Below are 16244 nucleotides of genomic sequence, written 5' to 3' on the forward strand. Positions count from 1 at the left end.
TGCTCAGTTGACGCGGGCGAACTGACGGGCGACGGCGCGGCCGAACGCCGCGACGGCGAGGTCGATCTCATCATCGGTCACCGACAGCGCTGGGCGGAAGCGGATCGCCCGCTCGCCGCTGGGCAGCGCGATGACCTGCTCGTTCTCTCGGAGGTCGGTGAGGACGGCGGTGCGGACCGCGCCGTCGGGCAGGTCGGCGGCGACCATGAGGCCGCGGCCGCGCACGTTGCTGACGGCGCCGCCGGTCTCGGCCGCGACGACGTGCAGGCCGGCGAGGAACCGCTCGCCCTTGGCGGCGGCCGCCTCGATGAGGCCGTCCTGCTCGATGAGCTCCAGCAGCCGGCGCGACCGGACCATGTCGGCCAGCCCGCCGCCCCAGGTGGAGTTGATACGGCCGGAGACGGTGAACACGTTGTCGGCGACCTCGTCCACGCGGCCGCCGGCCATGATGCCGCCGATCTGCACCTTCTTCGAGAACGCGACGACGTCGGGCTGCAGGCCGAGCTGCTGGTAGGCCCACGCCGTGCCCGTCGTGCCGGTGCCGGTCTGCACCTCGTCGACGATGAGCAGCGCGTCGTGCTCGTGCACGAGACGCTGCATGGCCTGCAGGAACTCCGGACGCATGTGGTTGTCGCCGCCCTCGCCCTGGATCGGCTCGCAGATGAACGCGGCGATGTCGTGCGGGTGGTCGGCGAAGGCCTGGCGCGCTTGCGCGAGGGCGTGCTCTTCGGCGCGCTGAACGTCGTCGAGGTGGTCCTCGAGCGGGAACGTGACGGCCGGGACGTCGATGCGCGGCCAGTCGAACTGCGGGAACCGGGCGGTCTTGTTCGGCTCGGTGTTCGTCAGTGACATGGTGTAGCCGCTCCGGCCGTGGAACGCCTTGGTGAGGTGCATGATGCGGGTGCCGAGGCGGGGGTCGCGGCCGTGCGCCTCGTTGTGCCGGCTCTTCCAGTCGAACGCGACCTTGAGCGCGTTCTCGACGGCCAGCGCGCCACCCTCGACGAAGAACAGGTGCGGCAGCCGGGGGTCGCCCAGGACGCGGACGAACGTCTCGGTGAACTCGGCGAGGTGGACGGAGTAGATGTCCGGGTTGGCCGGCTTGTTGGCCGCGACCCGGCCGAGCAGATCCATGAACGCGGGGTCGTCGACGAGTCCCGGCGGGTTGCAGCCCAGCGGCGCGGAGGCGAAGAAGGTGTACATGTCCAGGTACCGCCTGCCGTCGCGCGCGTCGACCAGCCAGCTGCCCTGGCTGGCGTCGGTGTCGAGGACCAGCTTGAAGCCGTCGGTGAGCAGGTGCTTGCCGAGAACCGCGTGCACCTCGCCCGCGGTGATGGTGAGCTGTTCGGCCACGATCGGTGAACCTCCTCGAACCCGGGTACGCTGACAGAAGACGTCCCTCGTGAGGCTCGCCTTGGCGTAATTCTTGCGCTCATTCGCCACCAGAGCAAGAAGACATCCCGCCGGCCGCGCGGCGTCCACGTGGTGAGATTCCACCGTGATCCTGGGCGCGTCACCACGTTCTCTGGAGCATCATCACGCCTGCAATCGTGGTGAGGCTGCAGAAATCCTGGTGATGTAGGCGATCCTTGATGATCATGGCTGGGCGAGTGGCATCTCACACGGCGCGCTGGAGCAGGACGGTGTCGAGCCAGCGGCCGTGCTTGTGGCCGACGGCGGTGAGCCGGCCCGCCTCGGCGAAGCCCAGCGCACGGTGTAAGACGAGCGACGGGTTCGGGCCGGCGCCGTCGTCGACGACGACGGCGATGAGGCGGCGCACGCCGGCGTCCGCGCAGGCGTCGATCAGCACCGTCATCAGCGTCCGGCCCAGGCCGCGGCCGGTGTGCGCGGGGGAGAGGTAGACGGTGTTCTCGGCGGTGTGCCGGTAGGCGGGCTTGGGTCGCCATGGTGCGGCGTACGCGTAGCCGGCGATCGTGGCGCCCGACTCCGCTACGAGGAAGGGCAGGCTGCGGTCGCGGAGATCGGCGAGCTTGCCCGCCCAATCGGCGACCGACGGCGGGGCCTCCTCGAAGGTGACGACGCTGGTCTCGACGTAGTGCGCGAAGATCGCGGCGATGGCGGGCAGGTCCGCCGTGTCCGCGGGCCGGACCGTGGTCGTCGTCAGCATGTACTCTCCAGGACATTCGCTATAGAGAACGATACCTCATTATAGTGAACGGCATGGACCTCGTCGCGCTCGGCCACCGCATCACCGACGCCCGCATGCAGCGGTCGTTGCCGATGACGGCGCTGGCGGAAAGGGCCGGCGTGAGCGCCAGCATGCTGTGGTCGGTCGAGCGCGGCCGCAAGGCGCCCACCGTCGTCGTGCTGGACCGGATCGCCCGGGCGCTCGGCACGCCCATGTCGGCGCTCCTGGACCCCGGCGACGTCCCGCGGGTGATCGTGCGCCGCGCCGCCGACCAGGACGTCGCCGTCGCCCCGGACGGCTGGCGGCGCACGATCCTGACGCCGGTGGTGCCTGGGGTGAACTTCGAGTGGGTCCGGACCGAGCTGCCGCCCGCGACCGCGGCCGTCGAGTATCCGCCGTACGCCGCCGGGTCGCACGAGTACATCGTGGTCGAGACCGGCCGCCTCCGCCTCAGCCTCGGCGACGACGCGCACGACCTCGCCGCCGGTGACTCGATCTACTTCGCCGCCGACGTGCCGCACGCCTACGCCAACCCGTGGGACGAGCTGTGCACGTACCACGTCGCCGCGATGATCATGCGGCCGCGCCGCTGACGGCCGGCGCCGCCTCACTCCGGCGGCAGCACCCGCACGTCGGCGCCGTCGGGCGAGTCCGGTGAGAGGGCGAACGCCAGCAGGTCGCGTCCCTCCGCCTCGACGGCCGACGTCTCGGCCGCCGACAGCAGCCGGAACGGCGTCACCGTCAGCACGCCGGCCTCGAGACGCCACCACCCGGCCACCTCGCCGTCGACCAGGAGGGCGTGTGGGACCACGCCGTTGCGGCGGTTCATCCGCTTGCGGTTGATGTCGTCGATGACGCGGGTGCGATCGGCATGCGAACGGAGCACGTTGTCGAAGTCAGGCAGGAAGCGGACCGGCGCCGGCACGTCCGCGCCGGGCCGGGGCGCGTCGGGCAGGTCGAACAGCTCGCGGCCGGCCTCGTCGCGGAACACCCGCAGCTCCGGCCGCAGCGAGTCGACCACGCCGCGCAGCCGGGTCAGCCCGCACCACGTCTGCAGGTCGGCGACCGAGGCCGGTCCGAACGCGCCGAGGTAGCGCCGGACGTACTCGGCCGGCGCCGGTGCGGGGTCGAGTGGCCGGCCGACCCAGCGCTCGACCGTCGTCAGCCGGGTCTGCCCGCTCTGGCCCCACAGGGCCCTCGGCGGCACCTGGACCAGCGCCAGCAGGTTCCGGGCCACGTGCGCCAGGTGTGCGGGCCCCACGGACGGCCACGACGGCGCCAGCAGCGCGCCCAGCTCGGCCATCGTCCGCGGTTCGTCCTCGAGCAGCGGCCGGGAGGCGGCGGCGACGGCGTCCAGGTCGACGCCGACGAGCGCCTTCGCGTGCTCGGTGTTGCTGCGCAGGTCGGTGACGTAGAGCGGCTGGATCCACGGCCGCATGGCCAGCGCGTCGGGCACCGACAGCAGATGAATGGTGCCGCGCTGCACCGCGATGCGCACCACCGTCCGGTCCAATAGCAGCCGAGCGAGGTCGTCGGGCCGGAACCCGCGCAGCCGGGACCACAGCTGGTAGTACGGCGAGAACGGCTGCTGGGCCTGCAGACCGCCCAGGTGCTCGACGGTCTCGAGCACCTGGCGGTCGGCACGGTCCAGCAGCAGCTGGCGGGCCAGCGTGGCGCGGTTCAGCTCGCGCCGGGTCAGCACGTCGGGCATGGCCTCACCGTAGCCCGCGGAAAAGCTCGCGCAGGTCCGGACCAGCAGGTCCGGCACCTGGCGCACCGAGTAGCGCCCGCCCCGGCCGACGTGATGCGCGGGCGGATCCCGGTTGCCGCCAGGTCGGTGACGCCCGACGGCCTGAGCTGGCCGAGTACGTCGCCGAGCTGGGCTGCCGGTACACCCGGGCCGGCGCCGGATCGGCGTCGGGGAGAATCGGCGGGTGACGACGACGCTCTACCGCAACGGCCGCATCCACAGTCCCGCCGACCCGTTCGCGACCGCGATGCTGGTGGTGGACGACACCGTCGCCTGGGTGGGCGCCGAGGGCGCCGCGCAGACCCACCTCGACGCGGCCGACGAAGTGGTCGACCTGGAGGACGCGCTGGTCGCGCCCACGTTCGTCGACGCGCACGTGCACCTGACGGAGACCGGGCTGGCCCGCGACGGCCTCGACCTGGCGGGCGTGGCGAGCCGGACCGCGCTGCTCGACCTCGTCGCCGAACGGGCCCGGTCGCGGCCCGGCGAGGCGATCCTGGGGTTCGGCTGGGAGGAGGACGGCTGGCCCGACGGCGGCGCGCCGACGCCGGACGAGCTGGACCGCGCGGCCGGTGGCGTCGCCGTCTACCTCGCCCGCCGCGACGTCCACACCGCCGCCGTGTCCGGCGCGCTGCTCGCCGCCGACCGCTCCATCGCCCGCGCCGACGGCTACGACGAGGGCCTGGTCCGCCGCGACGCCCACCACCGCGCCCGCCAGGTCGCCCGGTCCGCCGTCCCCGCCAGCCGGCTGGCTCGGCTGCGCGAGGAGGCGCTGCGGCACGCCGCGTCGGTCGGTATCGGCGCCGTGCACGAGATCGGCGCGCCGCACATCAGCGACCCCGCGGACTTCACGGCCGTCCTTGCGCTCGGTGCGTCGCCGGACCTGCCGGACGTCATCGGGTACTGGGGCGCGACAGCGGTCGGCGAGGCGCAGGCACTCGGCGCGGCCGGGGCGGCCGGCGACCTCAACGTCGACGGCTCGATCGGTTCGCGCAGCGCCCGGCTGTCCGCCCCGTACGCCGACGACCCCGGTGAGCGTGGCCGGCTCTACCTGGACCTCGACGCCGCCACCGAGCACGTCGTCGCCTGCACCCGGGCCGGGATCCAGGCCGGCTTCCACTGCATCGGCGACGAGGCGGTCCGGATCGCCGTCGAGGCCATCGCGGCCGCCGCCGAGGTGTGCGGCCTGGCCGCGGTCGTCGGGTCGCGGCACCGGCTGGAGCACGTGGAGATGATCGACGACCTGCTGATCGCAGAGCTGGCCCGGCTGGGCGTCGCGGCGAGCATGCAGCCGGCCTTCGACGCGCTGTGGGGCGGACCGGACGGGCTGTACGTCGAGCGGCTGGGGCCGGCGCGCGGGGTGGCGCTGAACCCGTTCGCCGCGATGGCCCGGGCCGGCGTCCTGCTGGCCTTCGGGTCCGACTCGCCCGTGACGCCGCTGGCCGGCTGGGAGACGGTGCGCGCGGCGTCGCAGCACCGGACGCCGGCGCAGCGGATCAGCGCCCGGGCGGCCTTCTCGGCCGCGACGAGGGGCGGCTGGCGGGCCGCGCGGGTCGAGGACGCCGGCGTGCTGGCGCCCGGGATGCGCGCGTCGTTCGCGGTGTGGGAGGTGCCGTACGAGCTGGTCGTCCAGGCGCCGGACGAGCGGGTCGCGGCGTGGTCGACGGACCCGCGGGCGGGCGTGCCGGGCCTGCCCGACCTGTCGCCGGACGTGCCGCTGCCGAGGTGCCTGCGGACGGTGGTGCGCGGCCGGACCGTCTACACGGTGCGCTGACGCCCTGGAGTCCTACCCTGTCCAGTACCGGAACAGGGAGGGATCAATGCAGATCGACAACCAGTTCACGGTCGGCGTCCCGGTCGAGCGCGCCTGGGAGGTCCTCACCGACCTCGAGGACATCGCGCCCTGCATGCCGGGCGCCCAGCTCACCGGCGTCGAGGGTGACGTCTACTCGGGCCGGATCAAGGTCAAGGTCGGGCCGGTCGTGTCCGAGTACGCCGGCACCGCCGCGTTCGTCGAGAAGGACGACGCCGGCCACCGCGCCGTCATCAGCGCGTCCGGCCGCGACTCTCGCGGCGCCGGCAACGCGTCGGCCCGGATCGTCGCACAGCTGCGGCCCGAGGGCGACCGCACCGTCGTCACCGTCGACACCGAGCTGCGCATCACCGGCCGCATCGCGCAGCTCGGCCGCGGCATGATCAAGGAGGTGTCGACGAAGCTGCTCGGCCAGTTCGTCGACTGCCTCGAGAGCAAGCTCGGCGCGCCCGCGGAGGCTCCTCCCGCGCCGGCGACGGAGGTGCCCGAGGTCGCCGCGACGACGCCGGACGTCCCGATCCGTCCCCGGGACGAATCCGCCGGGCAGCTGCCGCCCGTCGCGGGGGAGCCCGCCGGAACGCCGTATGCCGCCGAACCCGAGCCGCTGGACATCATGGGGGTCTCCGGCGGGTCGATCGTCAGGCGGGCGATCCCGCTCGTTCTCGTCCTCGTGGTGCTGGTCGGCCTGGTGATCTACCTCGCGACCCGTTGACGATCGGTATCGGCAGTGTGGTATTTGCCCGACTCCGCATGACGACACGCCGTGCGGAAGCAACGTTTCTCGATCGACTTCTGTGTATCCAGTCGTTCGTGACCAGCGGCGCACGGGCGTTTGCGCAGGTCGACCGGCAGCTTGACACCCTGCCGATGCATCCAGCAAAGTCACGAGAGTCCACCAGCGGACGAAACCGTTCGGGCCGGCGGTCCGGACGGGCGTTGCGAGGAGGGTCGAGGGGCGGTTCCTGTGTCACACAGGGGCCGGGCATCCTTCGTGAGCCAGGCCCTCGCTCGCATGACCCGTCTGTACGTCGCCCGCAACGGCACGGGGTGAGACGAGGTCGGGCCCGGCCCGCCCAGTAGACAACGGTCCGCGAGCCGCATCCAGCGGCGTCCGCGGCCCGGTCCGAAGGGCGGGGCCGGGCTGCGTCCTCGTCACAGATCGCTGGGCCAGCACGGCCCCCGGGCACTCTCGGCCGGGGGTGCACGTTGTACCGTCGCGCGATCGGCAGCACACTTGTCGGGGCCGGGTCGCGACCCGGGGAAGGCCCCACGCCAGCCGCTGGACGTCGGACGGAGCAGGAACAACGTGACTCATCTGTGGCGATACGCAGGAGCCGCGCTCCTCGGCGTGTCCCTGATCGCCGCATTCCCGCCATACGACCTCTGGTTCGTCGCCGTCCTCGTGCCCGGCGCGTTCGCGCTGCTGGTGCGCGACCAGCCGCTGAAGCGGTCGGCGCTGCTGGGGTACCTGTTCGGCGCCGGCTTCTTCCTGCCGCTGCTCGACTGGACCGGCATGGAGGTCGGGCCGATCCCGTGGGTCATCCTGGCCCTGTTCGAGGCGCTGTTCTTCATCCCGCTGGCGCTCGGCCTGACGCTCGTCCAGCGGCTGCCCGGCTGGCCCGTCTGGACTGCCGCGGTCTGGGTGGCCGACGAGGCCATCCGCGGCCGCCTCCCGTACGGCGGCTTCACCTGGGGGAAGCTGGCGTTCTCGCAGGCCGACAGCCCGATGCTGGGCCTCGTGTCATGGTCCGGCACACCGGGGCTGTCGTTCGCCGTCGCGCTGGTCGGCGGGCTGCTCGCGTGGGTCGTCGTCGAGCGACGGCTCTGGGTGCGCGCCGCGGCCGCCGCGGCTGCCGTCGCGATCGTCGTCGCGCCGCTGCTCATCGAGCCGATGCGGGGTGACGGCGACACCGTCACCGTCGCGGTCGTGCAGGGCAACGTGCCGGCCGAGGGGCTGGCGTACAACGACGAGAAGCGCGCCATCACCCGCAACCACGTCGAGGCGACGGAACGGCTGGCCGCCGACGTCGAGGCCGGCCGGGTCGAGCGGCCCGACGTCGTGCTGTGGCCGGAGAACTCCTCCGACATCAGCCCGTTCCACGACGCCGACACGTACCGCGCCATCGACGACGCGGTGCAGGGCATCGGGGTGCCGACGTTGATCAGCGCGATCGTCCCGACCGACGACGGCCGCAACGTCCGCAACACGTCGATCATGTGGGACCCGGCCACCGGGCCCGGCGACACCTACGTCAAGCGGCACCCGATGCCGTTCGGCGAGTACATCCCGTTCCGGTCCATCGCCGAGCGCATCACCGACGCCGTCAGCCAGCAGCCGCGCGACCACCTGCCCGGCGACCGCGTCGGCATCTTCCAGGTGGGCGACACCACCATCGGCGACGTCATCTGCTTCGAGGTCGCCTTCGACGGCATCGTCCGCGACGCCGTCATCGACGGCGGCCAGTTCCTCGCGGTGCAGACCAACAACGCGACGTTCGGGCGCACGGAGATGACGGAGCAGCAGCTGGCGCAGTCGCGGGTGCGGGCGTTCGAGCACGGCCGGACGGTGCTGGTGTCGGCACTGGCGGGCGTGAGCGCCGTCGTCGCGCCGGACGGGTCGGTCCAGGACCGCGCCGAGCTGTTCACGCAGGACGTCCTCGTCGCCGACGTCCCGCTGGCCGACGGCCTCACGCTGGCCACCCGCATCGGCGCCTGGCCCGAGTGGGTGCTCACCGCGCTGGGCCTCGGCGCCGTCACGATCGTCGTCGTCAACGCCCGCCGCACGCGGCGCGCCGGCGCTCCCGTCGCCGACGAGCCGCGGCCGCCCGTGGAGGCAGGAGTGCCGTGACATCCGTCCTGGTGGTCATTCCGACCTACAACGAGGCCCTCACCATCGGCAAGGCGATCGACCGCACCCGCACGTCGGTGCCCGACGCCCACATCCTGGTGGTCGACGACGCCTCGCCGGACGGCACCGGCGCCATCGCCGACGAGCTGGCCGAACTCGACGATCACGTGCACGTGCTGCATCGCGGCGGCAAGGAGGGACTCGGCGCGGCGTACGTGGCCGGCTTCGGCTGGGGGCTGTCCCGCGACTACGCCATCCTCGTCGAGATGGACGCGGACGGCTCGCACCAGCCGGAGGAACTGCCCCGGCTGCTGCACGCCGCCGAGAACGCCGACCTCGTCATCGGGTCGCGCTACGTGCCCGGCGGGCGAACGGTGAACTGGCCGTACAAGCGGCAGGCCATCTCGCGCATCGGCAACACCTACACGCGGCTGGCGCTGGGGACGGCGCTGCGCGACGCTACCGGCGGGTTCCGGGCGTTCCGGGCGTCCGCCCTGCGCGAACTGGACATCGAGAGCGTGGCGTCGCAAGGTTATTGCTTCCAGGTCGACCTGGCGTGGCGGGCGGTCCGGGGCGGCCTTCGGGTCATCGAGGTCCCCATCACGTTCGTCGAGCGGGAGCAGGGAGAGTCGAAGATGGACGGCAGGATCGTGCGTGAGGCGCTCTGGCGGGTCACCCACTGGGGCGCGGTCCACCGTGCTCGCCAGCTGCGCGCGCTGCTCGGAGGGAGCCGGCGGTGAGACGTTTCGGCCCGTTCGCCCTCGGCGTGATCGAGCTGATCACGCTGGTCATGGTGGCCAACTGGGTCGGACTCGGCTGGGCCCTGCTGCTCCTGCTCGGCACCAGCATCCTCGGCGTCGCCCTGCTGCGCATCGAAGGACTGCGGGCCTGGCAGGAGCTGCGCGCGGCCGCAGCCGACGGCCGGTTCCCGCAGGACGAGCCCGAGTCGGTGCCGGCGTCGTCGGCGCGCATGGCCGACACCGGCGCGCGGATCCTCTCCGGCGTCCTGCTGACGTTCCCCGGTTTCGTCACCGACCTCATGGGGCTGGTGCTGCTGATCCCGCCGATCCGCCGTGGCGTGGGCCGGCGGCTGGCGGCGTCGGCGTTCCGGACGTTCCCCGGCCGCCGCGGTCACGGCATGGGCGGGCTCGGCCGGCCCGGCGGGCCGGGTTCTGCCGGCGGCCCGGGCGGTATCCACCACGGCGTCGTCATCGAGGGCGAGGTCGTCGAGAACGACCCGCCCCGCGACCAGCACAAATGAGGCCCTTCTGCCCGATCCGTGGGTCGGTACACCACCACGATCACCCGAGCCTCAACACGATTGCAGGCGTGTTGAGGCTCGAGAAACCCTCATGATGGCCCGCACCCCGGCCAACGCACGCCTAGGCCAGTGGGGCGCGACCGGCCCGGACACGAAACCGCGCCTGCCCCCGGGTGGCTCCCGGGGGCAGGCGCGGTTCAGCGGACGAGACGGACGATCAGGCGGTCTTCTTGCGGCGCGTGCCGCGGTCGGCCAGGTGAGCGGCGCCGGGGATGAGGCCGGAGCGCAGCAGCTCGAGCCGCTCGTCGAGCAGCGCCTCGAGGTCCTCGATGGACCTGCGCTCGAGCAGCATGTCCCAGTGGGTGCGGGCCGGCTTGCCGGGCGCCTCCTCGGGGCGGTCGGTGGCGACACGCAGCGACTCGGATCCGCAGCGAGGGCAGTCCCACAGGGCGGGCACCTCGGCCTCGGTCGAGAAGGTCATCTCGAAGCGGTGGCCGGCGGTGCAGCTGTAGGCGACCGTCTGGCGCTCGGCGAACTCGACGCCGCGCTCGTCCTCGTAGCTCGTCGCGCCGAGGCGGGAGCCGCGCAGGGTGGAACGCTCAGACATGTGTGAAACCCTTCCGGGGCGGTGGCCCCTGGGACGAGACGTCGGTCCATTACCTCGCCGTCGTGGTCAGGTCGCGATCACAACGACATGGTGACAACGGACAGCCGAAGAGTAATGTTCCGGGTTCCTTGTGATAATGCAATCTGAGCGACGTGATGTTCCTCACCGGTAACGTGCGACCGAACGGGGTACCCGGTTGCCCGCCGCGACGATGCCGGTCCTCAGATCCACCCTCGACAGCAGCGCCAGCCCGGCGATGAAGAACGTCACCAGCACCAGCACTGACCACCGGTACGAGCCCGTCAGCTGGAACGCCAGCCCGAACGCCAGTGTTCCGAACCAGCTCGTGCCGCGCTCGGCGGCCTGGTAGAGGCTGAAGTACTCCGCCTCCTTGCCCTTGGGGACGAGCAGGCTGAACAGCGAGCGCGACAGCGCCTGGCTGCCGCCGAGCACGAACCCGATGGCCACGGCGAGGATCAGGAACGGCACGACCTGCTCGACCGGCAGGAAGAACGCGGCCCCGACGACGACCGTCCACAGCACCAGGCTGGACATGACGACGTTCTTGGCGCCGAACCGGTTGGCCAGCCGGCCCAGCGCGAGCGCGCCGCCGAACGCGACGAACTGCACCATGAGGATCGCGATGATGAGGACGTCCTCGCCCAGCCCCAGCTCCCGGTTGCCGTAGATCGACGATGCGGAGATGACGGTCTGGACGCCGTCGTTGTAGAGCATGTACGCGATCAGGAACAGCAACGTCTGCGGGTAGCCGCGGGCGTGCCGCAGCGTCTGGCGCAGCTGGCCGAACGCCTGCCGCGTCGCGCTGCCGCCGACCCGCTCGACGCCGGTGGGCGGCCGGTTGCGGATGCCGCGGTACGGGATGATCGTCCACGCCGCCCACCACAACCCGGCCGACAGCAGGCTGATCCGGACGGTGTCGGACCGGCTCAGCCCGAACGGCTCCAGCGTCACCAGGGCCAGGTTCAACACCAGCAGCAGGCCGCCGCCGAGGTAGCCGAACGCCCAGCCGCGTGACGAGACGCGGTCGCGGTCGTCCTCGTGCGCGATCTGCACGAGGATCGCGTCGTACACCACCATCGACGAGCCCAGGCAGATCGCGGCGACGACCAGGAGGGCCGAGCCCAGCTGCCAGTTCGCCCCGGCGACGAAGAACATCGACGCGGCCGCCGCGGATCCCGTCCACGCGAACCCGGCCATCAGGTGCCGCTTCTTCGCCGTCCGGTCGGCGATCGCCCCGACGATCGGCAGCAGGATCGCGGACAGGATCGTCGCGAACGTGACGGTGTACGCGGCGACCGACCCGGCGGCGACCGGGATGCCCAGCACGGACAGGTCGCCGTGACACGGATCGTCGGTGGTGCCGGCCTCGCCGCACGCGGCCGTCTCGGCGACCGCCGTCAGGTACGGACCGAACAGCACGGTGGCCGTCGTGGTGACGAAGGCCGAGTTCGCCCAGTCGTAGAAGTACCATGCTCGGTGCTCCCTGGCCCGCTCGACGGGGTCGGCCAGGGGGCCGGGCGGGGCGAGAACGTCGGTCACGCACGGACGGTATCGGGTACGGGCGGTCGTGGCCAGACGACACGATGTCGCCGCGGTGAACGAGTGACGAGGAGACGACGACGGTGACGGTGCGGGAGATCCGGCTCTACGGCGACCCGGTGTTGCGGACGGTGGCCGACCCGGTGACGGAGTTCGGCGAGGCGAGCCGCGCGCTGGCCCAGGACCTGCTGGACACCCTGGACCTGCCGGGACGTGCCGGCGTCGCGGCGCCGCAGATCGGGGTGCCGGTGCGGGCGTTCTCGTACGACCTCGAAGGGAAGCGCGGCGTCGTGTTCAACCCCGTCCTCGTCGCGACCGAGGGGGAGCAGAGCGGCGAGGAGGGCTGCCTGTCGGTGCCGAATCTCTGGTTCCCGACGCCGCGCGCGGCCTGGGCCGCCGTCGAGGGCTTCGACGCCGACGGCGAGCCGGTCCGCGTCGAGGGCGACGGCGAGTTGGCCCGTTGTCTGCAGCACGAGACCGACCACGTGAACGGCATCGTGTACATCCAGCGGCTGGAGCCGTCGACCCGGCGAGGCGCGATGCGCGAGATCCGGCGGAGCGCCTGGTTCGCCGCCTGATGGCCGGCGGGCCCCGGCATCGAATGGTTCGCCGACGTGCTGGCCGACCTGGACCGCGGCTGACGGGAGCGGCATCCGTAACCTCTCAGCCGCCGGTGCCGTGCCAGGCCGACCGGGCGACCAGCACGTCGCGGAGCAGGTCGGCGCGGTCCGTGATGAGGCCGTCCACGCCGAGGTCGAGCAGCCGGCGCATCTGCGCGGGCTCGTTGACCGTCCACACGTGCACCTGCTTGCCCGCGGCGTGCGCGGCCGCCACCGTCGCCGGCGTCACCACGGCCCGGCCGCGGAACGTCGCGGGCACCTGCAGGCAGTCGACGCCGCGCAGGGCGGTGGCGGCGAACCGCCGAGCGCCCGGTGTGGACGCGGCCGCGACGAACGCCGCGATCAGCGTCTGACCGGCCGACGTCGCGACCGGGGCGGCGACGCGGCGCAGCACGGCTCGCCGTCGGGCGTCGGAGAACGAGGCGACACAGACGCGGTCGTGGGCCCGGGTGCGGTCGAGCACGCGGGCCAGCGGCGCGACGGCGCTGGGCGACTTCACGTCGATGTTCACCCGCAGCTCCGGCCAGCTGCCCAGCACGTCCTCGAGCGCCGGCACCGGCTCGACGCCGCCGATCAGCGCCCGCTTGACCTCGGACCAGGGGAGGGTGGCGACCGCGCCGGTACGGTCGGTGACGCGGTCGAGCGTGGCGTCGTGCAGGGCGACGGCGATGCCGTCGGCCGTCGCGTGCACGTCCGTCTCGACGTACTCGTAGCCCAGCTCCACGGCCGCGGCGAAGGCCGCCATGCTGTTCTCCAGGCCGTCGAGGGAGAATCCACGGTGGGCCAGCGCGAGCGGGCCGGGACGGTCGAGGTAGGGATGGATGCCGGCCACGAGGCCAGGCTAGCCGCAGCCTCGAGGCCGACCGCGAGGTCCCGGGCGGCAGCGAGTGCCACGAGGGCAAGGCGGATCGGGAGGCGACGTGGGTGACGACGGCAACCTGCGCGAGCTGCTGCTGCGCTGGCAGGCCGGGTGGGTGACGGCGCGCGACTACCGGTCCGCCGTCGACGGCGACGTCGTCACCGTCGACATCGGGCTGCCCGACCGCATGTCCGAGACCATCGTGCTGTCGATCGACCCGGACCTGTACGCGCTGATCGCCCAGCGGGTCGCCGAGCCGGGCCACTGGCTCACCGCGCCGACGGCCGACCGCGCACGGACGGAGGCCGCGGCGGCCGCCGCCGGGTTCACCCTCCTCGCGCCGGAGTGGCTGATGTCGCGGGCGCTGGACGGCCATCCCCGTCACGAACCGCCGGACGGGTACGAGACCTGGCTCAGCGGCCAAGAGCCCATGGTCGTCGCCGAGATCGTCACGGCCGGCGGCGAGGCGCGCGCGCTGGCGGCGAAGGGCCACCTGGCGCTCAGCGGCGAGGGCGACGCCGACGCCGTCGCCGACCGCATCTTCACGGTCCCCGAGCACCGGCGGCGCGGGCTCGGCACCGTCGTGATGGGGGCGCTGACGGCGGCCGCGCGCGAGCGCGGTGCCCGGAACGGACTGCTGGTCGCGTCGCAGGAGGGCCGCAAGCTCTACGAACGGCTGGGCTGGCGGGTCGAGGCGGAGATGGCGTCGGCGCGCTGGTCCGGTCACGGGTCGCCCGCGGTGACCCGTGACCCGTTAGAGTGATGCCGTCGCGACTGGCGCAGCGGCCCGGGCGACCGGGCCCGGGGTGGAACCGACCACCGGGGAGCGGACGGCCGTGGCACCGCGCGCCTGGGTGCCCCGGGACACACCGACACATCGAGAGGATGTGGCTCTCGCCATGACCACGAACGCTCGCGCCGCGCTGCAGTCCGCCGACCCCGAGGTGGCCGCGCTCATCACCGCCGAGGAGGAGCGGCAGCAGCAGACGCTGAAGCTGATCCCGTCCGAGAACTATGTGTCCGCGGCGGTCCTCGAGGCCACCGGCACCGTGCTGACGAACAAGTACTCCGAGGGATACCCCGGCCGCCGCTACTACGAGGGCCAGCAGGTCATCGACCAGCTCGAGACCCTCGCAGTCGAGCGGGCCAAGGCGCTGTTCGGCGCCGACCACGCCAACGTGCAGCCGTACTCCGGCTCGCCGGCCAACCTCGCCGCCTACCTCGCCGTGGCCAGCGCCGGCGACACCGTCATGGGCATGTCGCTGCCGATGGGCGGGCACCTGACGCACGGCTGGAAGGTCTCGGCGACGGGCACCTGGTTCCGCGCGGTCCAGTACGACGTGCGCCGCGACACCGGCCGCATCGACCTCGACCAGGTCCGTGAGCTGGCGCTGGCCGAGCGGCCGAAGCTGATCTTCTGCGGCGGCACCGCCATCCCGCGCACCATCGACTTCGCCGGCTTCGCGGCCGTCGCCCAGGAGGTCGGCGCCGTCCTCGTCGCCGACATCGCGCACATCGCCGGCCTGGTCGTCGGCGGCGCGCACCCGACGCCGATCGGCCACGCCGACATCGTCACGACGACGACGCACAAGACCCTGCGCGGCCCGCGCGGCGCGATGATCCTCACCACCGAGGAGTACGCCAAGCCGATCGACAAGGCGGTCTTCCCCGGCCTGCAGGGCGGCCCGCACAACCACACGACGGCCGGCATCGCGGTGGCGCTCGGCGAGGCGGCCCAGCCGGAGTTCAAGGACTACGCGCACCAAGTGGTCGCGAACGCCGCTGTTCTTGCCGACGAGCTGCTGGCCCGCGGGTTCGACCTGGTGTCGGGCGGGACGGACAACCACCTGATCCTCATCGACCTCACCTCGAAGGGCGTCGCCGGCAAGCCCGCCGCCAAGGCCCTCGACCTCGCCGGGCTGGAGACCAACTACAACACCGTCCCGTACGACCCCCGCAAGCCGTTCGACCCGTCGGGCCTGCGCCTCGGCACCCCCGCCCTGACCAGCCGCGGCATGGGCGAGCCGGAGATGCGCGAGGTCGGCCGCTGGCTGGACGAGGTCGTCGCCGCGGCTGCGGGCTCCGACTCCGACGAGTTGGACGCGGTGGTCGCCCGGGTCCGTGGCGAGGTCACCGAGCTGACCGGCCGCTTCCCGACGCCCGGCGTGGACGGCTGACCCCGGCATCGGTCCACACACGACGCCTTCCGTTGATCATGGAGAACGTCCCCTTTCGAGGCGCTGGAAAGGGACGTTTCTCCATGATCAACGCGATGCGCGCGACGCGACGCCACGTCAGTTCCGCCGAGGGTCGAACCGCGCCGACGAGCCAGCCCCGCCAGCCAACTCCGCACCGCGCGTCTGCCTTAAGTGCGCCGGAGCGCCCGGCCGGCCGACTTCACCAGCGCGAGCTCCGGACCGCCGTCGAGCCGGAACCCGACCCCACGCGTGGCGCGGATCGTGACCGACGCGCCGGCCGAGCGCAGCTTGCCCCGTAACCGCTTGATGACCGACTGCACCGCCGCCGGCCCGACGAAGTAGGTGCCGCCCCAGGCGCGTTCGTGCAGCTGTTGGTACGTCCACACCTGTCCGGGACGCCCGGCGAGGCAGCTGAGCACCTTGAACTCATACGGCGTCAGCGGCACCACGCGACCCCGCCAGGTCGCCTCGTGGCGGGGAAGGTCGAGCGCCAGTCCGCCGACCCGGACGATCTCGTCGGCGGCGGGCACCGCCGACTGCCGCACCGGTAGAGCGGCCGCCGCCCCGCCAGCGGTACCAGCC

Annotated in this window: 16 protein-coding genes; 9 read left to right on the plus strand and 7 right to left on the minus strand. The window is 72.7% G+C overall.

Annotation, left to right across the window (positions count from 1 at the left end):
- Positions 1-3: 3 nt before the first annotated feature.
- A complete protein-coding gene (lat, locus tag E1262_RS25980) occupies positions 4-1350 on the minus strand; it encodes an L-lysine 6-transaminase (RefSeq protein ID WP_132107102.1) in 1347 nt (448 codons plus the stop codon).
- Between the two features lie 265 nt (positions 1351-1615).
- On the minus strand, positions 1616-2125 hold the full coding sequence (locus E1262_RS25985; protein WP_132107104.1) for a GNAT family N-acetyltransferase: 510 nt from the start codon (positions 2123-2125) through the stop codon (positions 1616-1618).
- A 53-nt stretch (positions 2126-2178) separates the two neighbouring features.
- Here E1262_RS25985 and E1262_RS25990 point away from each other — a divergent pair, with 53 nt between their 5' ends.
- Complete coding sequence (locus tag E1262_RS25990; protein ID WP_132107106.1) at positions 2179-2739, plus strand: helix-turn-helix domain-containing protein; 561 nt, start codon at positions 2179-2181, stop codon at positions 2737-2739.
- A 14-nt stretch (positions 2740-2753) separates the two neighbouring features.
- Here the strand turns inward: E1262_RS25990 and E1262_RS25995 are convergent, their stop codons facing one another.
- Positions 2754-3857 (minus strand): winged helix DNA-binding domain-containing protein, encoded by a 1104-nt coding sequence (locus E1262_RS25995; RefSeq protein ID WP_132107108.1) that lies wholly within the window; start codon positions 3855-3857, stop codon positions 2754-2756.
- A gap of 223 nt (positions 3858-4080) precedes the next feature.
- On the opposite strand from E1262_RS25995, the gene E1262_RS26000 reads away from it, so the two are divergent.
- From E1262_RS26000 to E1262_RS26020, 5 genes are all read left to right on the plus strand, one after another.
- Positions 4081-5670, plus strand: a complete 1590-nt coding sequence (locus E1262_RS26000) for an amidohydrolase (protein WP_203454460.1) — start codon at positions 4081-4083, stop codon at positions 5668-5670.
- Positions 5671-5716: 46 nt separating this feature from the next.
- Positions 5717-6421, plus strand: a complete 705-nt coding sequence (locus E1262_RS26005) for an SRPBCC family protein (protein WP_132107110.1) — start codon at positions 5717-5719, stop codon at positions 6419-6421.
- Positions 6422-7057: 636 nt separating this feature from the next.
- The gene (gene lnt / locus E1262_RS26010) at positions 7058-8557 is read left to right on the plus strand and encodes an apolipoprotein N-acyltransferase (RefSeq protein WP_132107112.1); all 1500 of its coding nucleotides are present in this window, start codon (positions 7058-7060) and stop codon (positions 8555-8557) included.
- On the plus strand, positions 8554-9297 hold the full coding sequence (locus tag E1262_RS26015) for a polyprenol monophosphomannose synthase (protein WP_203454461.1): 744 nt from the start codon (positions 8554-8556) through the stop codon (positions 9295-9297). The genes lnt and E1262_RS26015 overlap by 4 nt, the downstream gene beginning before the upstream one ends.
- Positions 9294-9818: an FxsA family protein gene (locus E1262_RS26020; RefSeq protein WP_132107114.1), complete on the plus strand. Its 525-nt coding sequence runs from the start codon at positions 9294-9296 to the stop codon at positions 9816-9818. Before E1262_RS26015 ends, E1262_RS26020 begins: the two co-directional genes overlap by 4 nt.
- Before the next feature lie 217 nt (positions 9819-10035).
- On the opposite strand, the gene E1262_RS26025 is transcribed toward E1262_RS26020, so the two are convergent.
- Positions 10036-10425, minus strand: coding sequence for an RNA polymerase-binding protein RbpA (locus tag E1262_RS26025; protein ID WP_132107116.1), 390 nt, complete (start codon positions 10423-10425; stop codon positions 10036-10038).
- Between the two features lie 162 nt (positions 10426-10587).
- The gene (locus E1262_RS26030; RefSeq protein WP_203454462.1) at positions 10588-11985 is read right to left on the minus strand and encodes an MFS transporter; all 1398 of its coding nucleotides are present in this window, start codon (positions 11983-11985) and stop codon (positions 10588-10590) included.
- A gap of 83 nt (positions 11986-12068) precedes the next feature.
- Here E1262_RS26030 and def point away from each other — a divergent pair, with 83 nt between their 5' ends.
- Positions 12069-12563 carry a peptide deformylase gene (def, locus tag E1262_RS26035; RefSeq protein WP_132107118.1) on the plus strand — a complete coding sequence of 165 codons (495 nt, stop codon included), beginning with the start codon at positions 12069-12071 and terminating at the stop codon, positions 12561-12563.
- An 85-nt stretch (positions 12564-12648) separates the two neighbouring features.
- Here the strand turns inward: def and E1262_RS26040 are convergent, their stop codons facing one another.
- A complete protein-coding gene (locus E1262_RS26040) occupies positions 12649-13437 on the minus strand; it encodes a glycerophosphodiester phosphodiesterase family protein (protein WP_132107120.1) in 789 nt (262 codons plus the stop codon).
- A gap of 88 nt (positions 13438-13525) precedes the next feature.
- Here E1262_RS26040 and E1262_RS26045 point away from each other — a divergent pair, with 88 nt between their 5' ends.
- A complete protein-coding gene (locus tag E1262_RS26045; RefSeq protein ID WP_132107122.1) occupies positions 13526-14227 on the plus strand; it encodes a GNAT family N-acetyltransferase in 702 nt (233 codons plus the stop codon).
- A gap of 136 nt (positions 14228-14363) precedes the next feature.
- A complete protein-coding gene (locus tag E1262_RS26050; RefSeq protein WP_132107124.1) occupies positions 14364-15641 on the plus strand; it encodes a serine hydroxymethyltransferase in 1278 nt (425 codons plus the stop codon).
- A 188-nt stretch (positions 15642-15829) separates the two neighbouring features.
- On the opposite strand, the gene E1262_RS26055 is transcribed toward E1262_RS26050, so the two are convergent.
- Positions 15830-16244: winged helix-turn-helix domain-containing protein (locus E1262_RS26055; protein WP_132107126.1), on the minus strand; the 415-nt coding region annotated here is incomplete at its 5' end.

The sequence above is a fragment of the Jiangella aurantiaca genome, assembly GCF_004349105.1.
GTDB lineage: Bacteria > Actinomycetota > Actinomycetes > Jiangellales > Jiangellaceae > Jiangella > Jiangella aurantiaca.